Here is a 21,275-nt window from a genome sequence, read left to right on the forward strand (position 1 = left end):
CGTGCCGCCGCTGGAACTGGCGGCAGGGGCGGCGCACCATGGGTCACGGTCGATACCCGCGCCATGTGGCTCGTGCTGGAAGCCCTCGGCCCAATGTCAGCTAAACAGATGACGGCCACCGGAGAGCATTTGATGGGACTTATCCAAGCGTTGTGCCCGGGTGCGCGAATCGAAACCGCGCGAATCGACGAGTCCACTACATCTCGTGTTCCTTAGGGCATGGCCCCATCTTTCGGAGAAACACCCCACTCAGCCCTGTCCGGATCTGGCGCTCCTTGCTCGCTCCGCTGGCCTACACAGTTGATTGCGAACGACCCAGAACGGCTCTCGAAAACGAGCGTCGAATGAAATCAGATCACTGCTTGTTCTCCCTTAGCGTTGTTTGGCGTACTTTTATCGCGATGCCTTAGTGGGGATGGTCCAAATTGCGCAAGCTCGGTCGAGTGATCGCGGAGAAGCTTAATGTCGACTACATCGAAATTCATGGAGCGGTACGGACAACGGTGCGAACCCGGGACGTCGTCCCGGTGTCGTCAGGCTCTCCCGTCCGACTGAGCCTCAGTTTTCTTCACGGCGCGAATACTCCTGAGGCCGCCCGGATTCTCGTTAAGAGACAGCTGCCGCTCAGGACGGCCCACGCGATACTCACGGAGATGGTCGTGCAAGGCGTTCGTGACGGTTCCTTGCGTCGACGACCTATTGGCACTGAAGAATGAACTGTCGTCCGCAGGCGTGATCGCGAAGGTTCATGCGCCGCGGCCGATAAGTGTTCGCGAAGTCCGGGATCGCACGAAGCTCTCTCAGGAGGCATTCTCCGTGAGGTATGGCCTCGATCTGGCAACGCTTCGAAACTGGGAGCAAGGTCGCTCGAAACCGGATGCAGCGGCGAATACTCTCCTTTGGACCATCGCCCGGAATCCGGAAGCAGTCGAAGAATCGCTGGACATAGAGGACGGAGTGGCTGCCCCTTCGCCCTAAGGGGGCCGATCACTTCGGCGCGCGGCAATTCGGCCGCCAGCGCGATGGCCGGCCGCCGCGCGGTATCGACAGCGCGCGAGCCTCATGCGTCAGACGCCTTCCTTGGCATGTCGCACGCCAGATCCCAAACATGATTCCATCGCAACGAGCTGGTGACGGAAGCAGTGTCTGCACTTTGGAAACGAGCCATTTGCGTTCTCATGGACGTCGCGACTCGTCTCGTCCAGTAAAAGTCGCAATCATTGTCAATTGCGATGTTCCGCAGTCAGCTGGCCGTTTACTTTCCTAAGATCTGCGTTATAGGCCGGGGTGTTGTCGCTGTTTCGGCGGGTAAGATGGGATAGGCGACCTCGGGTGCCTTTCCGGTCAGCGAGTTGAGGAAGGCAACAAGTAGGTCGACTTCTTCGTCCGCCAGTACCACGCCAAGCTGGGTGGTTCCCATGATGGCAACGGCCTGTTTCAGATCCCAAACCTTGCCCGAATGAAAGTATGGCGCGGTGAGTGCAACGTTGCGCAGCGGCGCCACGCGGAAAACATAGGAATCCTCGGCTGCATTGGTGACCGCAAATCGGCCTTTGTCTTTTTCCGGCAGGACCTCGGCGCTGGGCTGTTCCACGAGGCCGAATGGGTAATAGGCTTCCCCACCAACGTTGATGCCGGCATGGCAGGACGAGCAGCCTTTGTCCATGAAAAGCGCCAGGCCCTGTTTCTGTTCGGAAGTCATGGCAAGCTTATCACCATTCAGGAAGCTGTCGAAGGGGGCCGGCGTGACCAGTGTCGCCTCGAAGGCTTCGATTGCCTTGGCGAAGTTGTCGAAGGTGACCCGATCGGCTTCAGCCGGAAAAGCTGCATCGAACCACTCGACATATTGCGGCATCGACTTGAGCGTGGCGATGACTTGGCCCGGTGTATTGGCCATTTCGATGCCGGCTTGGACCGGTCCCTTCGCCTGAGCCTTCAGGTCTGCGGCACGACCATCCCAGAACTGGGCGATGTTGAAGACAGCGTTCAGTACAGTCGGCGCGTTGCGCTGTCCCTTCTGCCAACCATGGCCGATCGAGGTTTCATGATTGTCGTCGCCGCCGGTGGCCAAGTTGTGGCACGAGTTGCACGACAAGACGCCTGACGCCGAGACGCGTGGATCGAAGAACAGTGCCTTGCCGAGAGCGATCTTCTCCGGGGTGATCGGGTTATTGGCGACTGCCCGCGTGGTGGGTGGCAAAGCCTTGAAAGTGGCCAGTGCCGTTTCTCTGAGGTCTGCGGGGATCGAATCCGCAGCAAAAGCGGTGGCTGTCAGCAAGGGGACAGCCATCGTACTGAATAGGATTTTCATAAATGATCTCGCTGCGTCGTGCACGCAGCCACTCTGGGATATGCGGCTCATGAACGCCCTGCGCTAGATCAGTTGCGGGAGAGGACGGGGTGGTCTGACACCTGTTTTGCGGCAGAGCTTGGACCGTCCCGGAATTGAACGCTCTTCTCGATTGGATTTTGGGAGGCGGAGGATCGCTGCTCGGCAAGCGGCGGCGCCGGAGCCGTGCTCCGGTTCTCTCTGCGCCTTCTACCATGAAGAAATCGGGTCCGCCACTGTCTCAGATTTCGGTTCGGGGCCGGTTATCTGTTCCGCTGCAGCTCCTGCTCGATTTCCGGCGTGCCTTCGCCAGATCGACGTTGGCCCAAACGATCCGCGATCGCGTCTTGTAGCACCCTTTGCGGGACAATCTTATTTTCGACTGTGGAGGGCCGTTTGGGGTGAGCGAAATTAGACGAATTTCAAAGGGCGCCCGAGTAGCTGTTTTGATTGGCTTGTGAGGCCTATAGCGTCCATCGAGCGAATATTGGCAGACGATGGAGCACAATTTTGGCTTCGCTATCATCTTGCTTCAATGGGACAACTGCTTTGCAATAACTACACGGCAATTTACCATCATGAATTTGAGAGAACCAAGTCCCACGCAGTGATTTTCACATCGGAAGCGTAGCAGTCCTGTCGCGATAAGCTGACTTAAAATACAACAAGATGATTAACATCGCCATAGGGCGCAAAATATTGTTTGTTCGCTATAGTACGCTTCAGATGCCGGCGAAATCTCGATACAATACCCTCGTCGGCGTACCCGCTCCAGCCTCACATACGACTGCGACGCCTATATTTGCGCTTTTCCACTGCCCGACATGCAGGCAGCGAGCCATTGCATCGCGGAGGTTGCATCTTCCAATAGACGACCTGTTTCGCAAAGCGGAAAAGAGTCTTGCGCGCTGCGCTCGCAGGTTTTCGTCCGTTCTATGCATCAAAGCACGCCCTGAGGGCGGCTTCTTGGATCCGGTCTCTGCGATCTTCTGGCCATTCGTTGAGAAAATCGATAGCATCCGCAGGACGGGCAATCTCTTGCACGATGTGCGCTGCCCGCCTTACGAAAAGTGGGCTGCTGAAAGTCCCTGAGCTCATTCGTTCCTCCCGACCTGCTGAACCGCTAGTTTGCGTGAACAGGCGCCTCCTCTACACCCGCCCACCATTGCGGAATGTGTTGTCACAGCGATAGCGGTTCAATAGCAAAGCAGCGGCGTGATGTCCTCGGTTTACCAGCGGGCCAATCCCTAACATCCTGCTGCGAGAGCGGCTCACCGGATGAATCTACATCGTTTCGACCATTGCGAATCAACGCTTGATAGTTCCTCCACGCGCCACCAGGAAGCGGCCACTGCTCTGCCACCGACTTCACAGCCAAAGAGAGGATGGCGAACAGAAACAGCCCGCTTCGTTTCGAGATTACTGGTCGTCTGGCGCAAAGCTTACGGCCGAGACGCGCCTGAAAATGCGCAAGCACCGCGGCAGGTCGCCAACAACGGAACGCATCAACGGTCATGACGGCGCGATACCGCGCTATAGATCTCGCTGCTGGACGAGCATCGCAATAATCCTGTCGAGACCTTGGTTGCTTTCAGCGGCGACCGCCACTATGAAGCGACGCTTCGCCGACTGTGTTTCACGCCGCCTGGAGAGTTTCATGACAGAAGAAGCCGAAAAAAACATCGACACCCTCATCGAGCTCACGGCCGATGTCGTCTCAGCCTATGTCTCCAACAATCCGATCCCGGTGGGGGATCTCCCTGCCCTCATCGGCCAAGTGCACGCGGCTCTGAAAGGGACGGCGGAAGGTGTCTCTGCAAAAGAGCCGGTTGCCCTTACGCCTGCAGTCCCGATCAGGAAGTCGGTGACACCGGACTACATCATCTCCCTTGAAGACGGGAAGAAATTCAAATCGCTAAAGCGCCATCTGTCGACCCACTATGGGCTGACGCCGGATGGATATCGGGCCAAATGGGGCCTACCGGCGGATTATCCCATGGTCGCGCCGAACTACGCCGCGGCGCGCTCGTCATTGGCCAAGACAATGGGGCTCGGCCGCAAACCGAAAGCGCCGGAAGCGCCGGAGCCGGCGCCGACGAAGCGAACCCGCAAGAAGGTCGCGGCTTGATTTCGGCAATCGAGATTCGTTCTGGAGCGTTGCAGCCATCGGCTTAATCTGCGCGTCATATAAAAAGGCGGGGCCAACCCCGCCTTCCTTTTTTAGTGTCATGAGGAATTCGCGACGCCTGCAGCAATCTGCTGCCCTCAGTTTTGCTCGCTCCTATCGAGCGGCCGTGAGGACCTCCGGACCTACGCGCCCACTCTTGCCAGGACGCAGGAGAAAATTTCAACCAGCTTTGCTGAGGCTGCCAGCGGAGGATTTGCCGGTGCGGCGATCCTGCTCGATCTCATAGTTGATCTTCTGGCCGTCAGCGAGGGTCGAGAGGCCCGCGCGTTCGACAGCGGAAATGTGGACGAAAACATCCGGACCGCCATTGTCGGGCTGGATAAATCCAAACCCCTTGGTGCTGTTGAACCACTTTACCGTTCCAGTCGGCATATACGTGTTCCTCCTTAACAATTGCAACGTGGGCAGGCCATCAGGCCTGCCCGACTCATAGCCGAGACTTGGGCGCAGCAAAAAGCGAAAAATTGTTAAACCCCGATCAGCTGGCGCACTCCATTTTGGCCGAAGTCGCCAGCAAGCACTGTCCTACACTACCGCTCGAGCATGGCCGGAAGCGCCCGATCCTTCCAACGCTCCTCAGCCCCACGTCTACGGCCGGTGCTTGGAGGCACGGGACGTAAGGCCGACCGCTGCTCGTGCCGCCAGGTCAAAGGCCGGGTAGTTCACGGAGCTACCTTCGTGCATAACGGCTTGCCAAGCGCTTGAAGGAGTTTCGAATTGGATTGTTTCAAGAGGGTCGAGGGGTTGATCGATGCCACCAGCGTGGAAGCGATCGATAACGCGCGCGTTTTGCTGGACCAGTTCAAGGGCAAGTCAGAAACAATCGCCCAAGCGATCGACGACTTCCTACTTGATTTCATGACCTTGCTGTTTGTGGTAGAAGCTACCCGCGAGCGGTTCCACAGTCCGGCGAGGCGGTTGGCGCGCATCAGATTGAGCAGGATCAGGCTGTTACTCACCCGATGCTCTTGACCTTAGGGACCACGCCGCCAGGGATGCGTTTGCAGCCGCAAAGAAGGCAATCTGTTCGCCGGCAAACCGAGCACAGCCAGGCGGTATTTACGCAGATGAATTCGATCGCGACCGCCAACTTCTCCTGTTTGGTACCCAGCGACGACGGCAAGCGCGGACAGCTTCCGTGCTGCTGTCCTCCAGCGACAAACGTGCCTGCATGCCCCCATCCACGGCGAGCTCGACGGTTGTTGCTTACGTTTGACCAAGGTCCCGCGCAAACACTCCCCTTTCCCGCAGCAACTCATCAGGCTCGACGGCCTCGCGGCAGGCGCATTACGCCAGAAGCGCGCCACCGCATCCTTCTTTCCCGCCCGAGTCCTACGATCTTCGTTTTCCAGCGCCCCGCGGATATCGCCCAACTCGCCGATCTTTGATCAGATCCGTCTGCGCGCGCGAGCAGGCTCCGCGCTCGAGTTCGCTACGCTCCTCGCGCCTCTGCCGTTCAGCATCGACCCGGTCTGGCTGTCGAGGAGAGGGTTCCGCTGGGGCGACCAACATCTCCATTCTCACCGTCAGTGCAGCGGCCTTCGAAGCGCATCCTATGCCCCTCCCGGCAGCGCGCCCATCGTCTTCCGAACGAAGAAGATATCCAGCCGCGCGCGTCGCGTTCGGCCCTGTCCGATGTCCGACAATGTCGGATGCGCAACATGGCAGAGCCCGACTTGTCCACTGCCTCGAAAGGTTTTCTGATGTGGCACGGTGCATGCTTGGTCATCCGCAAGGCGTCTCGGACCAAGGAGAATCCGTCCCATGATCACCTCACCAAGAAATACCGCCGCAGGTCTCCTGGGTCCATCCAAAGATGACGCTCGAGTAAGGCTTGGCCCCATGAAGAGCTTATTCATCTGGCTCGGCGCTGCCCGCCGATCCTCCCACGCGGGGAGACGGGGACGCAGCGCCTTCATCAAAATGAGGAACAAATCACTTTGCCTCGAACCTTGCCTTTCGACCAGCCACCACAACCGCAGCCATCGATCGTCCCCCTGGGTGCGCAGGGCGTTCATTGCCACCGCGCTGGCCCTGGTGACGACCGCTCCGGCTCTGGCCGCCACCGACGGCGGCAAGGTAACGGATTTCCTGCTCGACAACGGCATGGAAGTGGTCGTAATCCCCGATCACCGCGCGCCGATCGTCACTCATATGGTCTGGTACAAGATCGGCAGCGCCGACGAGCCACCCGGCAAATCCGGCCTTGCCCATTTCCTCAAGCATCTGATGTTCAAGGCGACGACCAACCACGCCGCCGGCGAGTTCGACCGAGCCGTCTCAGCCATCGGCGGCTACAATAACGCCTTCACCGCCTATGACTACACCACCTTCCTCGAGACGGTGGCGCCCTCGGCGTTGGGTGAAATGATGGGCTTCGAGGCCGATCGCATGTTCAACCTCATCCTCAACGACGATGATATCAAGACCGAGCGCGACGTGATCCTGGAGGAGCGCCGTTGGCACAGAGAGACGAACCCGCATGCTCTGCTGGACGAGGAGGTCAACGCGACGTTGCGGCAGAGCCAGCCCTACCGCATTCCGGTCATCGGCTGGATGCAGGAGATGGAGAAGCTGAACGGCACCGACGCATTCACCATCTACAACAAATACTACCGACCGAACAACGCCGTGCTGGTGGTGGCCGGCGACGTAGAGCCTGAGACGGTGAAGGCGCTGGCCGAGAAGACCTATGGCAAGGTTGTGCGCGGGCCGGACCTGCCCCCGCGCAACCGTCCGGTCGAGCCGGAGCAGAACACCAGGCGCACAGTGACGCTGACCGATGCGCGCGTTTCGGTGCCGAGCTTTTCCACTCAATGGGTGGTGCCGTCCTATCATACGGCAGAGCCCGGCGAGGCCGAGGCGCTCGACCTGCTGGTCGAGATCCTCGGCGGCGGTAACAGCAGCCGGCTATATCAGGAGCTTGTCGTCAAACAAGGCATAGCCTCGGCGGCCGGCGCCTCCTTTCAGGGCACCATGCTAGACGACACCAATTTCACCATCTCCGGCTCGCCGCGCGGCGATGCAAAGCTCGTCGATCTCGAAGCGGCGGCCGTTGCCGAAGTCGCCCGGATCGCCAAGGATGGCGTCACCAGCGACGAGCTGGACAAGGCCAAAGACCGCTATATCCGCTCGGTGATTTTTGCGCACGACGAGCTGGACTACATCGCCAACATTTATGGCAAGACGCTCACCACCGGTGGCAGTGTGAAGGACGTGCTCGAGAGGCCGGACCGCGTCCGCAAGGTCACCACCGACGAGGTCAAGGCGGTCGCCGCGCGTTATCTGGTGCTCGACCATTCGACGACAGGCTATCTTTTGCCGCAGCAACAGGCGGGGAATTGATGATGAGCTCCATCCCCATGCAAATGCGCCGGCCGGTCTTCCCTCGGCGCGCCTTCGCCACCCTGTTCCTCTCCATCCTCTTTCTCATCTTGCGGGCGCTCGCCGGGTAAACGGGATCTGTTTAAAGCCGCGAGGAGCGGTTTTCGCGGGCCTTGCCAGGCATTTGCCGGTTCAGGCGTCATTATTGGGGTGCGCTCCTCCTCAGGCCAGCCTCTCTTCGAGTGGATAGAGTCGCCGATTCGTGGTCCGCAGATTGTAGGCGGAGGCCACCAGCATCCACTCCGCGCGGCTGGCGAAGCCGATGTCCGTTGTTCAATCGTTCGAGTAGTAGAACCGCGAGGCATCTTCTAGCGTATTCAGGTATTCTCCCTTTCCAGTCGGGTACCGTGGTCTATCAGCTGTCTGGCCGAGGCCCTATAAGGAACCCGGACGTCGCGGAGTACACACCGCACCTGCTATATATACCTGCTGCGTTGAGGAGGAATCCGGTATTGCCCCTGTGCCTGCCGATGATCCGTCACCTGAGATCCCCCGACCTGTTTGGACCCATTGATCGCCTGCCGGCACTTGGCACGCGGATTAGCGAGCGGACATTCGAGGTACTCAACCCGTCGACTGGCGAAGTGCTGGCAGAACTACCCGACATGGGTGTCGAGGAGACATGCGCTGCGATCGACAAGGCCTATGTCGCGCAGCCTGGATGGGCAGGGCTGACCGCACGTGAGCGCAGCGACGTTCTATGGCGATGGCATCAGTTGATCATCGACCACGCCGACGATCTCGCCGCGATTCTCACCGCGGAGATGGGCAAGCCGCTTGCCGAAGCCAAGTCGGAGATATCGCATGCTGCGGCGTATCTGCAATGGTACGCCGAGGAGGCCAATCGCGTCTATGGCGAGACGATCTCCGCACCATCGATGGACCGCCGAATGCTGGTAATCAAGCAGCCCATCGGAGTTGTTGGCACGATAACGCCATGGAATTTCCCGGCCTCGATGGTGGCGCGCAAAATCTCGCCAGCCTTGGCGGCGGGCTGCACGATTGTCCTCAAGCCCGCTGAACAGACGCCGCTCGTGGCGGGAGCAATGTTCGCCCTCGCCTATCAGGCTGGCTTTCCCGAAGGCGTCGTCAACCTGATCTATGCGTCCGAAGGTGACGCGGTCGGCCGCGAACTTTGTACCAATCCCAAGGTCCGCAAGATCAGCTTCACCGGGTCGACTGAGATCGGGCGCCTTCTCATGCGCCAGTGCTCGGACCAGATCAAAAAAGTCAGCCTTGAGCTCGGCGGCAATGCACCTTTCATCGTCTTCGATGATGCCGATATCGATGCCGCGGTCGACGGTGCGGTCCAGGCGAAGTTCCGCAATGCCGGCCAGACCTGCGTTTCGGCGAACCGCCTTTACGTCCAGTCGGGCGTTCACGACGAGTTCGTCGAGAAATTCGTGCAACGGGCTCGCCAACTTCAAGTTGGTGATGGTTTCGCTCCCGGAGTGGACATCGGACCGCTCATCGACAAGCACGCATTGGCCAAGATCGAATCCCATATTGCCGATGCCGTCGCCAAAGGCGGCGCAATTCGATGCGGGGGCAAACGCATCGGCACGAATGGCACGTTTTTCCAACCGACAGTCCTGACCGGTGTCTCCAGCGAGATGACCGTCGCGCAAGAAGAGACATTCGGGCCGCTGGCACCGATTATTCGCTTCAAAGATGCGGATCAGGTCGTGCGTGAGGCCAACGACACGATCTACGGCCTCGCGGCCTACTTTTATGCCTCCAACCTGAAGCGTGTCTGGCGTGTGGCCGAGGCCTTGGAATATGGAATGGTCGGGGTAAATACCGGCCGGATGTCTTCAGAAGCGGCGCCGTTCGGTGGGATAAAACAGTCCGGCATCGGGCGGGAGGGATCCCGCCATGGCCTCGAGGACTACCTCGAAATGAAATATCTCTGCATGGGCGGCATCTGAATTTTCGGCTTGCAGGGTTCACAGACCGGGTAACCTAGCGAGCGATCTCCAAATATGTGAATTGTAGGATCGCTCCTCGATTGGGAACTGAGGGGCGGCTCCTTACCCGAGCAAACACGCAATCCTGAAGGAGCACCCTGGCTGGACTTATCTCTCGACGAGACAAGCGTCTGCATTTTCGGCGAAGACGGCGTGCATGTGACGGAGGATACGCTTGCCAGCGATTTGGCGGCCCTCGCCGACTTCAGGCGACGGGCTGTCGTTGCGCGGGTCTGGTTGGAAGCTTGTGCACCATCGCGATCGTGAACGCCGGTTTGTGCGCAATATCCGGTTTCTGGGCAGAATTTTGAACCTGCTACCTTTCGATTGTCAGTAGCTCAGTTGTTCTTCGGCCGACTGCCGCGCCGGTACAGGCTCGGACAGAATCGAAGATACCATCAGGCAGGCATTCGCATTCGACATTTCCGGTGATCGGAGCACGATCCAGGGCGCGCCAGGTTGACCAAGCGCCTCGAACCGCATGACAGTCTTGACCGGCTGGAGGACGGAAATCCCGCGATGCCGAAGAGGTTGGTCAGCGCAGTCGAGCCCACACGGCATTTGCGGCACGAAACAGCAAGGGCTGGGAAGCGATCGGCCGAGCGGTCCTCGAAGGCGCGGGCCAGGGTGCCGACGATGCGTTGGTTCAGGTCCGCCAATCTGGTCTCTACCGTCTGATAGCGGCTTCGGTCGCCAGTGACAGCGAGTAAAGATATTTGGCATCATCGGCTTTGATTGCCGCGCAGATCTGGTCGAGATTGGGATAGCTCACTGGTGCACCTCTTTGGGCTCATAGTGCTTCCTCCTCATCGAGATGAGGATTGCCGGATTTGGCGTAGAACACCAACACGGGTCCGAGATCAAAGCGCGTCCCGGGCGCAAGGCGCTGGACGGACCGGGGCCATGTTTCGGTTGAGACGCCATCGATGCCTCGCGCCAGCGTTCTGGCGAATCGAGGCATCAGCGGGGCGAGTGTCTGTGCCAGGATCGCAGCAGCCGTCGTCTGAAGGGCGAGCGAAGTCCGGATGCGGGCGGGATAGAGACGTCGCGGCGCCGGATAGTCTTGCGCCTGACGGTAGATCACGCAATCGCGCACGAAATCGCAGACCTGAGCGGCCGCGCGCCGGACCGAGAAGCCTTCGTCCGAATAGGCGCGCTCCATCGCCGCGCGATAGATCTCTATACGAGCAAAGAAGGCGCGGTCGACCGGGCTCCAGTCGCCTGCATCGGGTACACGGCCGGCAAAATCCTGCTTGATTTCCTGGTTCAACGCATCAAGCCAGTTCAGCCAAATCCCTTGGAACACCTCGTTCTCGGTGCGGCGCAGCGCCTCCAGCGTGAAATCCGTCCGCTCACCTTCCGGGCGTGTCAGGCCCAAATGGAGGCGCACGACGTCGACTGTCTTTGGGCTCAGAACCTCCTTGCCCCAGACCGCATGGCGGCAGCTGGTTGAGAACTTCTTGCCGTCGAGCAGGTAGAACTCGTTGACGTGATAGTGGATGCGTGGCGTCCAGTGGGAGAAGACCTCGGCGTAAAGAGCGGGGTAGAGTAGCGCGTGGTAGAACGAATTGTCGAAGCCGAAGAAATGGACAATCTGCCAGTCGTTGCCGGGCATCTCCGCCTTCCAGTCGCGACCCAGCAAGCGGCCGAGCGCCTGAATGTTATAAAGAAAACCGAAGGCCATTTCCGGCCAGACCCAGATCACTTGCCCCGGGAACCCTTCGGCCGGCAGGCCCCAGTCCGAGGGGTGGGTAATGGGCACTGAAAAGTTGCCACGTCGGCGTAGGCGCGCGAAGAGATCCAAGATCCGTAGCGGGACGCCCGACGCCCTTAGATGCCGGTCGATATTGTCGTAGCATCGGTCCAAGGCAAGTTCTGGGCGGCGGACGGAGCCGACCAGCGGCGCCTCGGCAGACTGCCGTGACCGGGCTGCGCCCAAGTCGTGGCAAAGGTTTGGGGCGCCGCATTCCTCGCAGATGTTGCCACCGGCGGAGCCGCCGCAATCGGGGCAAAGGCCGCTAACATCCGGCTCGTAAAGATAGTGGCCTGTTACAGCATCGAAAAGCGCAGGGCTCTGGCGCAGATCTACCGCCGTGCTGCTCAGAAGACTGCGGAAACACGCGGCTTGAAACTCGCCGTAACCGTCATCGCCCATTGTGGGTTGGAAGCTGTGGACGTCACAATCGAGAAGTGCAAGCGTGGCGCGAATCTCGTCGGCGTAGTAGCGCGCCACGTTTGCAGGCGTCGATTGATCGGCATCGGCGCGTGTCGTGACGTAGCTCTGGTTGTCATCGCTTCCAGTGAGGTGATATGCTTCGACTCCTTTCATGCGCAGGAAACGAGTATAGATGTCGGCGCCGAAATAGGGGCCAGAAAGATGCCCCAGATGCAGATCGCCATTTGGCGTTGGAGGCGTGGAGAAGACGAAGATCGGCCCGCGTGGAGCCGTGGTCTTTGCAGCGGCATCAAGGGCGGCCTCGCCGTCTCGCCAGTAGACATCGACGAAATCTAGGTCTTCGTTTCCGTCGTTGCGCAGCACATGCGCTTCAAAAGGGTGGAACAGAACGACATCGCCCGCCTCGACCGAGATTTCCCCAAGGTCGGTCCTGACCTTGCCCGCGCCAGACAGGACCACGAAGGCCTCGATTTCGTCGTGCCGATGGGGCTCGGATGTGACGCCGGGTCCAACCTTTCCGAATGAAAACCCCGTGCGAACGCTGCCCGTTCCAAGCGTGGCCGTGTCGATACCGAACGCCCGCGACAGCTCCGTTCGAGAAAACGTGTATTTGCGCATGACAATGAACCTAAGCTGTTCAAGCAGTGGGACCTTCGGCTGCCAACGCAACAGCCTCTTGTGCAAGTTGCGCAGAGAAGCGGCAGCCCAACCCCTTGGCGGCCCCGGCCAGAATAATGCGGCTCTGGGCCGCCAGGCGGGCGACGAGGGGGGCGCCAGTCGGGCTGTAGGCGTCATAGAAGACCGCCCTGCGACCACCTCCACAATCCACGTGCCGAAGCGTCGTAACGGGCTGCGGTCGATGCTCCGCGAGCCCGCAAATCAGAACGCCATATTCTCCGCGCATTTTTGAGCGGTCGATCAGTTTCGTGTGCATGCCTCCGCTTGGCTGCGTGAGCTCAATCGCGATAGAAAATGCCATTTGGGGGCTTGAGTTTGTCGAGATCGGCCACTTTGCCCTCGGGCGGGTTAAGGGCGCGCTTAAGCACGTTATATTCAGCGCGGGTCGGTCCACCGGTTGAAGCACGCTGGAACACCAAGTAGAGTGTCCGCCGCGAACGATTGCTTTTGTTCGGTCGTGAGTAGTGCGGTGCGTAATCATCGAAGATGAAGATGTCGCCAGCCTTCCATACTACGGGTTCCCAGGAGAACATTTCGGCGACTTGAGGATCGATCACCCCACCGGCATCCATGGGAAACACCCCTTTCTTGTGGTTGCCGGGGCTGAAGAAAAGCCCGCCGTTTTCCGGGTCGGAGTCGTCGATGCCTATGGCAACCACCGCATGGACCATCCGGTCGGGGAGTTTGTGTGGAATGTGATAAATGTCCTGATGCGGGAGATAGCCGCCGCTGTCGGGGTAGTGGAAAATCAGCAACTCCTTGAGCCTGCGCGAATCTTCGCCAAGCAAATCCTCGACCGCTGACTTTATGCGCTGATCTTCTAAGAGTAAACGACGCAATGGATCATGGAAGTCTAGAAAATTCTCGATCTTGGAGATGATCTTTCGATTGTCCGTAGTCTTCTCGAACCACATGAGCCATTTATCATCGCTGACATCCCAGCGTGACATATCTTCGACAAAAGTAGAGATATCTTCCTGAGCCGCAGGAGCGAAGAACCTTTCGAGCCTGACGTATCCGTCTTTCTGCCACTTTTCTCTTTGTGCATCAGTCAACATGCGAAAAGCCTCCTGTTGGAAAGACTGGTTGGTCGGACATCCCAATTAGGGCAGTCGGGCGCTGGTCAAGTTGCGGGTCCACGGAGACGGACTCACGTCATGTGGGACGGCGATGCTAAGTGCGTTCCGCTCCGGCGGATATTGTCCGCAGAAGCTCGGCGCGAGACTGCCTATGTCAGGCTCAGCCGGGTCCAGGGGTTCGGTAAACTGGGCCGGATCAATCGCTTCACCCGGTCCAGCCACGACACGCATCGCTAAAGGCCGGCACCATCCGCTGACCGCCGACCCAGCCATGGCCGCCAAGACCACGGCGCTCTTTCGAGTGAGCGACCTGGTACGGTCTTGACAACCGTAGGGGAAATGCACGCCCCCAGAATAATGCGATGCGCCGCTTGGTCCAAGGGCTTGTTCGGTCACGATGATTTCGGAGAAGCCTCCGGCCTTCGCCGCAGCGGAGTCGGACATCATTCCTAGGATGCCACCGCCGATGATCAAAAGTCTACGAGTCATATCCCGCTGCCCATTTCTTCGGCTGCGGGGGCGGGCCAGCTCTCGATCGAGGTATGGCTGATGAAGCCAGGATGCTCGGGGTTCGCGCATGGCGCGCGCCCAAGAAGGCTATCGAGGATGCGGCGCGCGCGCCAGGCCAGCAGGCTTAGGTTCGGATCGGCCACGCCGCGCTGCCCGAGGCTCGCGTTTTGTACGAAGATGCGTCTGTCACGCGGTCCGTCCCAGCTCACCGAAAAATCCTCGCGAATAGCTAATTCATTGTCGATCTGCTCCAGCCGGTGCGCGATGGGTTCCAAGAAGTCTGGCACCGCGTTCTCGTAACCGGTGGCCAGGATGACGATGTCAGCCGTGACTTCTTCGACCTCGACCATGCCGTGCTGCAGGGTCAGCCTGTGACCCGCGCCGGCGTTGATGCAGTGCGAGACGGTGCAGCCCGGCCGCAGTGTGATGTCGCATCGGTTTGGCTCGAAAAATGCGTGGCGGTACAGCGCCTGATAGATCGCGCGCAACGTGCTTTCCGAAATGCCGTCCGAGGCAAGCACGAAACGCCGCAGGAGCAGCTTGCGCTGCGACTCGCTCATCGCCGCGAAACGATCCGAAAAGCAGGGCATGAACAACTCGTTTGTGAACGGGCTGTTGTCGAGAGGGAGGTAGTTCTCACGCTGCGAAACCCAAGTGATCGAGGCAGGCCGCCGTTCTTTCGGCAGGCCGACAAGGTGCAATATCACCTCGGCTCCCGACTGGCCTCCGCCAACCACGCAGACATGCTTTCTCCGCACCTCAGGATGGATATGCAGCAAAACAGACGAGTGGAACAGGTTGCGTCCAGTCCAGCCCTGAAACTGAGGCGGGATTTGCGCCTGCTTGCCAATGCCAATAACGACGTTTCTGGCGCCGAGAACCGCGTTATCGGTCCGCACCCGAAATGCGCCGTCAAAGCGGATTTCGTGCACGGTCTCGCCGCGATGGACAAGTGGGTTCCTGTGGAAGGCCCAGTTCAGGTACTGCTCAAACTCAGCTCTGAACACAGCCTCGAACTGTGCGTTCAGGAAGTGGTACAAACGCCCGTTCTCGTGCAGGAAGTTTACGAAAGTGTAGGCTGATCGCGGATTCACCAGTGTGACCAGATCCTTGAAGTGGCTGACCTGGAGCTCCGAGGAATCGAATGCGATGCCTGGATGCCAGCGGAAGTCGACCTGCCGATCCAGGAACAGTGCCCCTTGCCCAACTTGCTCGTGTATCTGACACGCAAGGCTCAAATTAGACGGCCCAGCACCGACCCCAACGCAAGATAACTCCACTGCTTCCTCCTATAGAGTCTTCCCACTAAGCGGCTTGTTCGCGGCGAATATCGGCCACAGGGATTGGGCTCCCCCTCGCGGGCGTTTTCGAGCCCCGGTGCCGACCGGATTTGCGAGAATTGGCCTGCGCGTTCGGGTTGTCGAATGTAGACCGGAGCATTCCAGCGCGGTGACATACCGGCTGCGTGGGGCAACGACGTATGTCCTTTCCGCCCGTCTGGACGCCCGCGTCGCCATCACGCGAGACGCTTTCCAAGCCCATTCAGGTGTTTGAAGCCGGCGCAATCGCCCGCCTCAACCATGGCGCGCCGGCCTTTCGGCGGCTTGATGGCAGGCGAGAGCGCGGTTTTCACTGCGGCGACGGCATTTTCGGTGCGCATGATCATGGAGGAGGTCTCGCTGATGCGTTCGCAGAACCCCATGCATGGGCCGTGCCAGAGAAGGAAAACTTTATTTAACAATGGGCTGGCGGATTTGCGATCCTGTCGGAAATCCGACATTGAGGGACGCCTCACGGCGGCGCTCGATTTGCACGTCGATGTCGCCTTTTTCCGAATAGCTAATCGGGCACCTTCTGTACCAGAATACTTCTCTTATGGAGACCAGCACAGTCTTCATGAACGGACAGAGAACCCTGTGTCTCTGCCGGACAGATCGCGATATGCCTTGTCCATCGAGGTCGGCAGTTGCAAGAGCTGCCAGATCCTTCGCCCTATCGTGCCGTTGCACTGGCTCGATCCCGACATCCTCGGAGGCCGCGATCATGAAGAGTGACGCAATCTCATGTCCGCCGCGAGGCCTCTCTAAATGGAGAAGCAATTCTCTATGTCGGTGTCGGATCGATGCTCTTGATGAGATGTGATGGGCGCATGCTCAGACCTAAGCGCATCAATGATTTGCGCGATATGGGACCTTAACCAACTGGATTGTCGAATCTCTGTAAAGACTGCCGGAAGACAATTGCGTTCTACCACTCTGCCGGTTCCAAAAGCAGATGCGCCATTCGGTCCCTGCGACTCAATCCAGGCAAAGGGATGAGGCCGCAAAGCAGTCTTTTGCGCGCCGACCCGTGGGCCAGGGTGAGCCATCGTAAACGCAGTTATTCGATGATCGCCGCCGCAGAGTCCTCAGACTGTGCCGCGCCCGACACCGGCGACGTCGTGGTCGTCGATCGCCCCGTCGCCGATGTCGATCCGAAGCTCGGCCAGTTCCGCGGTGAGCTTCACTGCTTATTCCGCAGTGCCCACCGAGCTCGCACAGGAGGTTGTATCAGGCGGTCACGCGGCTGCATTCGTTGTCGGATCTTCGACTATGTCGGACATGAGACACACCGCAAGCAGAGCCATGTCATTGTTGTGAAATGATTTTCTCGTTTGGCACGACACGTGCAAGGCTATCCGCAAACGCGCTGCGGCAAGGACTGAGGAGAAATCAAGCCATGATCAAGCTCGCCGAACATGCGGTCGCAGCCGCGAAAACTGAGCTTTCCGGGGCCGGCGGAAGACTTTGCGCCTGTTTTCCAGGCGACATCACTCTTCGGGTTAGCCGGACATGACCGCATTCGATTTCCGCCCAACGCTGAACGCTCCCGACGATGACCCCTATCTTTGGCTAGAAAATGTTGAAGGCGAACGGCCACTTGCCTGGGCCGCCAGCCAGTCGGCCAGAACCCTGGGGCACTTCGGCGTAACGCAGTTCGATCGAAACCGTGGCGCCCTGACAGCGATCTTCGACCGTCCTGACAAGACTCCCTTGATCACCCGCCGCGGCCCGTACCTCTACAATTTCTGGCAAGATGCCGGAAATCCGCGAGCACTGTGGCGCCGGGACCACCCTTGCCGCCTATCCGCCGATCCTGCTCGCCACCACGAAGCTTGGACGACCGCGTCCACCCGGGCCACGCGCGTAAGACGGCCACAAAGCTGCAGGCCTTTGGTTATCCCGATTACTTCTACGAGCCCAGCGCGGGCGGGCACTGCTACGGCAAGAACAATCGGGAGCGGGCCGCATTCATTGCCTTGGGCACCAATTTCGTTCGCAGTGCGATCGGTTGGCAAGCCGATAGCGTTCGATAGGTAGGCGGGACCCACACAAAGAGCAACGTTTGAATAATGAGTACAGGTCGATCATTGCGAGCACGGCGCGAATAATGTGTGCGCGGTCCCACGCAAACTGCGCATGAGCGCTCCGCCGATCTCACGCAATTCAAGCAAGACTTTTCGTAGTTCAGTGCATCATTTCTGAAGAGCAAGGAGAGAATATCATGGCGAGAAAGCGAATGGGCGTGGCGCGGCGAGTAACAGCGGCCGTCATGCTCATGGTGGTGGAACAGCAGGCCGTCGCGGCGGACCTTGCGCAAGCCGCGAGCGTCCCGCAGGCAGGAGCCTCGGTCACGGAAGCGCCAAGCCCTTGGCAGATCCGCCTGCGTGCGTTGGGGGTAGTCACTGAGGACTCGGGCTACGTCAATGCAGTGCCCGGCTCCGATCTTTCATATTCGAAAACGGTGACGCCGGAACTCGATATCTCCTATTTCTTCACGGACAACATCGCCGCCGAGCTCATACTCGGCACCACCTATGCAAACATCGAGGGCCAAGGAACGATCGGCGGGCTGGGCAATATCGGCAAGGTTTGGCTGCTGCCGCCTACGCTCACTTTGCAGTATCATTTTACCAACTTCGGCGCTTTCAAGCCCTATGTCGGCGCCGGCGTGAACTACACGATATTCTATAGCCAGGATGTCGGCAGCGCCGACGCTCTCAAGGTTAAGAACACGTTCGGCACCGCGCTGCAGGTCGGGTTCGACTACATGGTGGATCGGCACTGGGGCGTCAACTTCGACGTGAAGAAGCTTTTCCTCACGCCAGACTTCGACGTCAGGGTCGACGGCGCGAAGCTGACGGGGAAGGCTGCGCTCGATCCGTGGTTGATAGGCGCAGGTGTCACCTACCGCTTCTGATACGCAACGCGAAGGCGGCCTGCTGAGAGCCGATCCGAAATGAAGGGCGCCTCGGGCGCCCTTTCCATGCCGGCGCTGCACGGGCGGTCGACCCGGATCATTGGGGGGTGACGCACAGCCCGGATCTCATGCTCTTCAAAGAAGGAATTCAGATATTCGCCGTTCATGAGCGCACGGCCACGTGAGGCGGCGCGGCGGATACGATCGCGCAGGTGATTGAGGATCGTTCCAGTCGGACCGGACGCGCGCTCGGCCGATCAGCGCTTCGGCGATTTCGCGATGTGATGCTCCGGCAAGCGCGCCATCGAGAGCGCGGAGGACGAAGTTCAATCGGGCCCGCGTCTTTCCGGCGGAAACAAGGGCGGGCAGTTTTCCGTAAGCACAAAGGGCATTGAGGCACTCCAGCGTTAACAGACGATGCTTCGAAAGTGCTGCCGGCCAGATCGCCTCGTGCGCAGGTAAACAGGATGCAGGACATCCGCTCCCGAAACAGCAAGCTGGAGGCTGCGCTCCGCATCGCGAAGAAGAACCTCCTGGCTCTTGTCGGGCATCAGCAGGACTGCAGCATGACATGGCAATGCCGCCAGCTCGAACGACGATATCATCGACGATGCAAATCGCCGTTCCGCAATGACAGGCAACACCCTTGGGCACCGGCGGGGACACCAAAATACAGGCGCACTGCGCCCGTAAACACCCCAGCGCGACAGGTTGCCGGCCGACGCGATCACCTCGACGGTGGTTCCATGCGGCAAACTGTTGGCCTGCCGGCGCGCAGCAAGCACATCATGCTGGAATACCGGATTGCGTCGCAAAAACTCCCAGGCCCAGCCACGCAGCGTCAGCTGAGCGGCATAGTCGTATGACCTATCATTCCCACGTTCGGGCAGATCGGCGTCCGTCGCAAGAGACGTGGACATGCTGTGCTCTCCTGCCGGACGTCACATTCACGCCACCCGGCGAAGCACCGGCGCCCATAGCACCGGGACTGTCGATACCGCTGTTTTGTCGCACCGCCTGGAGTGTCGCTTTCGACACTTCGAGGTAGCCCGCCAGTGCGCGTGTCGCGCCGATCGTGTGCGGGTTGCCGATCCGCTCGAGGGGCCAGCCGGCGCGACGAAGAATGCGCTCCATGCGCAAGTCGGTGACCGTGACGACGTGGCTGAGCCGGCGTGAGAGGCCGAACTCGATCATGCCGGCGAAGAGCTCGTATGTGCCGAGAGCGATACCGCCCGCTCCCTTTTGCGCAGATGAAACTATGTCGAGCGCAAAACGGCTGCTTTCCCACACGCTCGGATCCTCAGGTGCAGCCCTTCCTTCCAACAGCATCGGAAAGGTGTCGCGAATCATAGTCAGGCCCGCTGAGGGCAGAAGGCGAACGCAACCCTCCACCCGGCCCTCGAAACCGCGCAACAACAGGTAGTGCGGTCTGAGCGCGTCAAAGGAATCGATTTCATAGCCGCCATTATCCTGCACGTCCCAGCCTAGGCGTTCCTTGAAGACGCGAAATCGAAGCCGATGCATTGCATGCAGTCCGTCAGCAAAGTCGTCGTAGCACTCAGGCGCAATAAGCTGGATCATCAAAGGCCTCCAATAGCGGGAAACATTTCCTCGCCATTGGAGACGATACTTCGCGAAAGCGCAGCCTGTGCAGTTCCGGAGGTCAAGCCGACTTATCAGGAAGCGAAAAGCCTGAAGCCGCCAGACGCGTAATCGCCTGTCGGGTGGTTGTCACGCCAAGCTTCTTGCGGACGTTTGCCAGATGGAACTCAGCCGTGTACCGCGAGATCTCCAGGATGTCCCCTGTATCTCGGGCGGACTTGCCGCGCGCCGCCCACTGCAGGCACTCGTATTCACGCGGCGTCAACAACACACCGCCAACTGTTTGATCGCCCGATAGTCTGCAGCGGACGAACGTATGAAAACAGCTCGCGAAAAACGGAAGACCTTGCTCGTAGCGATCGGCCACGCGAAAGTATGCAGGATCTGGCTTGTCAGCGGCAAAGGTCATAGCCGCAAAATTGCCGCGGCCATCAATGATCGGGATCGTCACGCCGCAGCGGATGCCGAACTGCGCTGCTTCCTCGAAAAACCTAAGCTGAGGCCCGGTCAGATCAAAACCTTTTAGGTCAAATCCCCATCGAAATGCGGATTTTCCATAGCTTGCACGTAAAATGACCGGGTCGACGTTTTGATACCGGTTCTCAAGATAGCGCGCTCTCCAGAGCGCCGGATAATTGGAGATGAGCATGGGCCTGCCATCCGACCCCGGCGGCATGGAGAGGTAGGCAAAGGCGAGTAGATCGAGACTTGAGGCGACATCGGCCAGGGCTCCGCGAAAATCGCTCTCCTCGACACTCGCCGACAATTTTTCCAGGAATGTCTCAAAGACAATTCGCATGTCCTTCGTCATGCCTTGAACTCTATGCGTCGATGTGTCTGTTGCCGATAACCTGACGTGCAGGGCTTAACTGTCAGCCTACCGGCCGACCGTTACCTATCTCGCGGGCATTGGCCGGAATGTGGGCACCGGCTTCATACCGCGCCAGGCCATGCGCGGCGATAGTAGCTTCGTCGGAGCTCTGGAGCTTGATGTGACGGTTACTCTCCTTGTCAAGCTTTAGTTATGGACGTTATGCAGCCACTCTCAGCATTTTTAAGAATATCGCCCTGCCGGTGGGGAGGTGCACCGGCAGGGCTTGCCGCCCGTAGGTCGCGGCCGCGT

The 21,275-nt window shown here is 59.3% G+C and carries 16 protein-coding genes and 1 pseudogene; 5 read left to right on the forward strand and 12 right to left on the reverse strand.

Annotated elements, in window-relative coordinates; all coding sequences use genetic code 11:
- Positions 1-1,255: 1,255 nt before the first annotated feature.
- Both NKH78_RS31565 and NKH78_RS31570 read right to left on the reverse strand, forming a co-directional pair.
- Positions 1,256-2,311, reverse strand: a complete 1,056-nt coding sequence (locus NKH78_RS31565; RefSeq protein WP_352885075.1) for a cytochrome-c peroxidase — start codon at positions 2,309-2,311, stop codon at positions 1,256-1,258.
- 951 nt (positions 2,312-3,262) lie between these two features.
- On the reverse strand, positions 3,263-3,427 hold the full coding sequence (locus NKH78_RS31570) for a DUF982 domain-containing protein (protein ID WP_352885061.1): 165 nt from the start codon (positions 3,425-3,427) through the stop codon (positions 3,263-3,265).
- Between the two features lie 559 nt (positions 3,428-3,986).
- Between NKH78_RS31570 and NKH78_RS31575 the strand changes: the two genes are divergently transcribed.
- Positions 3,987-4,457, forward strand: a complete 471-nt coding sequence (locus tag NKH78_RS31575) for a Ros/MucR family transcriptional regulator (RefSeq protein ID WP_023679671.1) — start codon at positions 3,987-3,989, stop codon at positions 4,455-4,457.
- Positions 4,458-4,676: 219 nt separating this feature from the next.
- Here NKH78_RS31575 and NKH78_RS31580 read toward each other — a convergent pair whose 3' ends face one another.
- Complete coding sequence (locus NKH78_RS31580; RefSeq protein WP_023679670.1) at positions 4,677-4,889, reverse strand: cold-shock protein; 213 nt, start codon at positions 4,887-4,889, stop codon at positions 4,677-4,679.
- Positions 4,890-5,179: 290 nt separating this feature from the next.
- Positions 5,180-5,476: a hypothetical protein gene (locus NKH78_RS31585; protein ID WP_352885062.1), complete on the reverse strand. Its 297-nt coding sequence runs from the start codon at positions 5,474-5,476 to the stop codon at positions 5,180-5,182.
- A gap of 964 nt (positions 5,477-6,440) precedes the next feature.
- Between NKH78_RS31585 and NKH78_RS31590 the strand changes: the two genes are divergently transcribed.
- Both NKH78_RS31590 and NKH78_RS31595 read left to right on the forward strand, forming a co-directional pair.
- The gene (locus tag NKH78_RS31590; RefSeq protein ID WP_352885063.1) at positions 6,441-7,862 is read left to right on the forward strand and encodes a M16 family metallopeptidase; all 1,422 of its coding nucleotides are present in this window, start codon (positions 6,441-6,443) and stop codon (positions 7,860-7,862) included.
- Between the two features lie 509 nt (positions 7,863-8,371).
- On the forward strand, positions 8,372-9,829 hold the full coding sequence (locus NKH78_RS31595) for an NAD-dependent succinate-semialdehyde dehydrogenase (RefSeq protein WP_352885077.1): 1,458 nt from the start codon (positions 8,372-8,374) through the stop codon (positions 9,827-9,829).
- 829 nt (positions 9,830-10,658) lie between these two features.
- Here the strand turns inward: NKH78_RS31595 and NKH78_RS31600 are convergent.
- The 4 genes from NKH78_RS31600 to NKH78_RS31615 all read right to left on the reverse strand — a co-directional run bounded on the left by NKH78_RS31600 (position 10,659) and on the right by NKH78_RS31615 (position 16,091).
- The gene (locus tag NKH78_RS31600) at positions 10,659-12,662 is read right to left on the reverse strand and encodes a class I tRNA ligase family protein (RefSeq protein ID WP_352885064.1); all 2,004 of its coding nucleotides are present in this window, start codon (positions 12,660-12,662) and stop codon (positions 10,659-10,661) included.
- A gap of 338 nt (positions 12,663-13,000) precedes the next feature.
- Positions 13,001-13,780, reverse strand: coding sequence for a phytanoyl-CoA dioxygenase family protein (locus NKH78_RS31605; RefSeq protein WP_352621179.1), 780 nt, complete (start codon positions 13,778-13,780; stop codon positions 13,001-13,003).
- A 506-nt stretch (positions 13,781-14,286) separates the two neighbouring features.
- Entirely contained in the window at positions 14,287-15,549 is a 1,263-nt protein-coding gene (locus NKH78_RS31610) for a lysine N(6)-hydroxylase/L-ornithine N(5)-oxygenase family protein (protein WP_352885065.1), read from the reverse strand.
- Positions 15,550-15,827: 278 nt separating this feature from the next.
- A complete protein-coding gene (locus NKH78_RS31615) occupies positions 15,828-16,091 on the reverse strand; it encodes a hypothetical protein (protein WP_352885066.1) in 264 nt (87 codons plus the stop codon).
- 1,051 nt (positions 16,092-17,142) lie between these two features.
- Here NKH78_RS31615 and NKH78_RS32770 point away from each other — a divergent pair.
- Together NKH78_RS32770 and NKH78_RS31620 are read left to right on the forward strand one after the other, a co-directional pair.
- Positions 17,143-17,666 (forward strand): annotated as a pseudogene (locus tag NKH78_RS32770) (hypothetical protein); the annotation flags it as partial.
- 203 nt (positions 17,667-17,869) lie between these two features.
- Positions 17,870-18,550, forward strand: a complete 681-nt coding sequence (locus tag NKH78_RS31620) for an OmpW/AlkL family protein (protein WP_352885067.1) — start codon at positions 17,870-17,872, stop codon at positions 18,548-18,550.
- A 135-nt stretch (positions 18,551-18,685) separates the two neighbouring features.
- Here the strand turns inward: NKH78_RS31620 and NKH78_RS31625 are convergent, their stop codons facing one another.
- The 4 genes from NKH78_RS31625 to NKH78_RS31640 form a co-directional block, all read right to left on the reverse strand.
- Complete coding sequence (locus NKH78_RS31625; RefSeq protein WP_352885068.1) at positions 18,686-18,880, reverse strand: DNA -binding domain-containing protein; 195 nt, start codon at positions 18,878-18,880, stop codon at positions 18,686-18,688.
- A 77-nt stretch (positions 18,881-18,957) separates the two neighbouring features.
- Entirely contained in the window at positions 18,958-19,470 is a 513-nt protein-coding gene (locus NKH78_RS31630) for a transcriptional regulator domain-containing protein (RefSeq protein WP_352885069.1), read from the reverse strand.
- On the reverse strand, positions 19,421-20,131 hold the full coding sequence (locus NKH78_RS31635; RefSeq protein ID WP_352885070.1) for an acyl-homoserine-lactone synthase: 711 nt from the start codon (positions 20,129-20,131) through the stop codon (positions 19,421-19,423). The genes NKH78_RS31630 and NKH78_RS31635 overlap by 50 nt, the downstream gene beginning before the upstream one ends.
- 82 nt (positions 20,132-20,213) lie before the next feature.
- Positions 20,214-20,951, reverse strand: coding sequence for a helix-turn-helix transcriptional regulator (locus NKH78_RS31640; protein WP_502899885.1), 738 nt, complete (start codon positions 20,949-20,951; stop codon positions 20,214-20,216).
- Positions 20,952-21,275: the final 324 nt, after the last annotated feature.

The sequence above is a fragment of the Mesorhizobium sp. M0910 genome, assembly GCF_040319465.1.
Taxonomy (GTDB): domain Bacteria; phylum Pseudomonadota; class Alphaproteobacteria; order Rhizobiales; family Rhizobiaceae; genus Mesorhizobium.

Coding starts and splice junctions, on each gene's coding strand:
- NKH78_RS31565 (WP_352885075.1), bottom strand. CDS start 2,311: ATGAAAATCCTATTCAGTACGATGGCTGTCCCCTTGCTGACAGCCACC.
- NKH78_RS31570 (WP_352885061.1), bottom strand. CDS start 3,427: ATGAGCTCAGGGACTTTCAGCAGCCCACTTTTCGTAAGGCGGGCAGCG.
- NKH78_RS31575 (WP_023679671.1), top strand. CDS start 3,987: ATGACAGAAGAAGCCGAAAAAAACATCGACACCCTCATCGAGCTCACG.
- NKH78_RS31580 (WP_023679670.1), bottom strand. CDS start 4,889: ATGCCGACTGGAACGGTAAAGTGGTTCAACAGCACCAAGGGGTTTGGA.
- NKH78_RS31590 (WP_352885063.1), top strand. CDS start 6,441: ATGAGGAACAAATCACTTTGCCTCGAACCTTGCCTTTCGACCAGCCAC.
- NKH78_RS31595 (WP_352885077.1), top strand. CDS start 8,372: ATGATCCGTCACCTGAGATCCCCCGACCTGTTTGGACCCATTGATCGC.
- NKH78_RS31600 (WP_352885064.1), bottom strand. CDS start 12,662: ATGCGCAAATACACGTTTTCTCGAACGGAGCTGTCGCGGGCGTTCGGT.
- NKH78_RS31605 (WP_352621179.1), bottom strand. CDS start 13,780: ATGTTGACTGATGCACAAAGAGAAAAGTGGCAGAAAGACGGATACGTC.
- NKH78_RS31615 (WP_352885066.1), bottom strand. CDS start 16,091: ATGTCGGATTTCCGACAGGATCGCAAATCCGCCAGCCCATTGTTAAAT.
- NKH78_RS31620 (WP_352885067.1), top strand. CDS start 17,870: ATGGGCGTGGCGCGGCGAGTAACAGCGGCCGTCATGCTCATGGTGGTG.
- NKH78_RS31630 (WP_352885069.1), bottom strand. CDS start 19,470: ATGTCCACGTCTCTTGCGACGGACGCCGATCTGCCCGAACGTGGGAAT.
- NKH78_RS31635 (WP_352885070.1), bottom strand. CDS start 20,131: ATGATCCAGCTTATTGCGCCTGAGTGCTACGACGACTTTGCTGACGGA.
- NKH78_RS31640 (WP_502899885.1), bottom strand. CDS start 20,951: ATGCGAATTGTCTTTGAGACATTCCTGGAAAAATTGTCGGCGAGTGTC.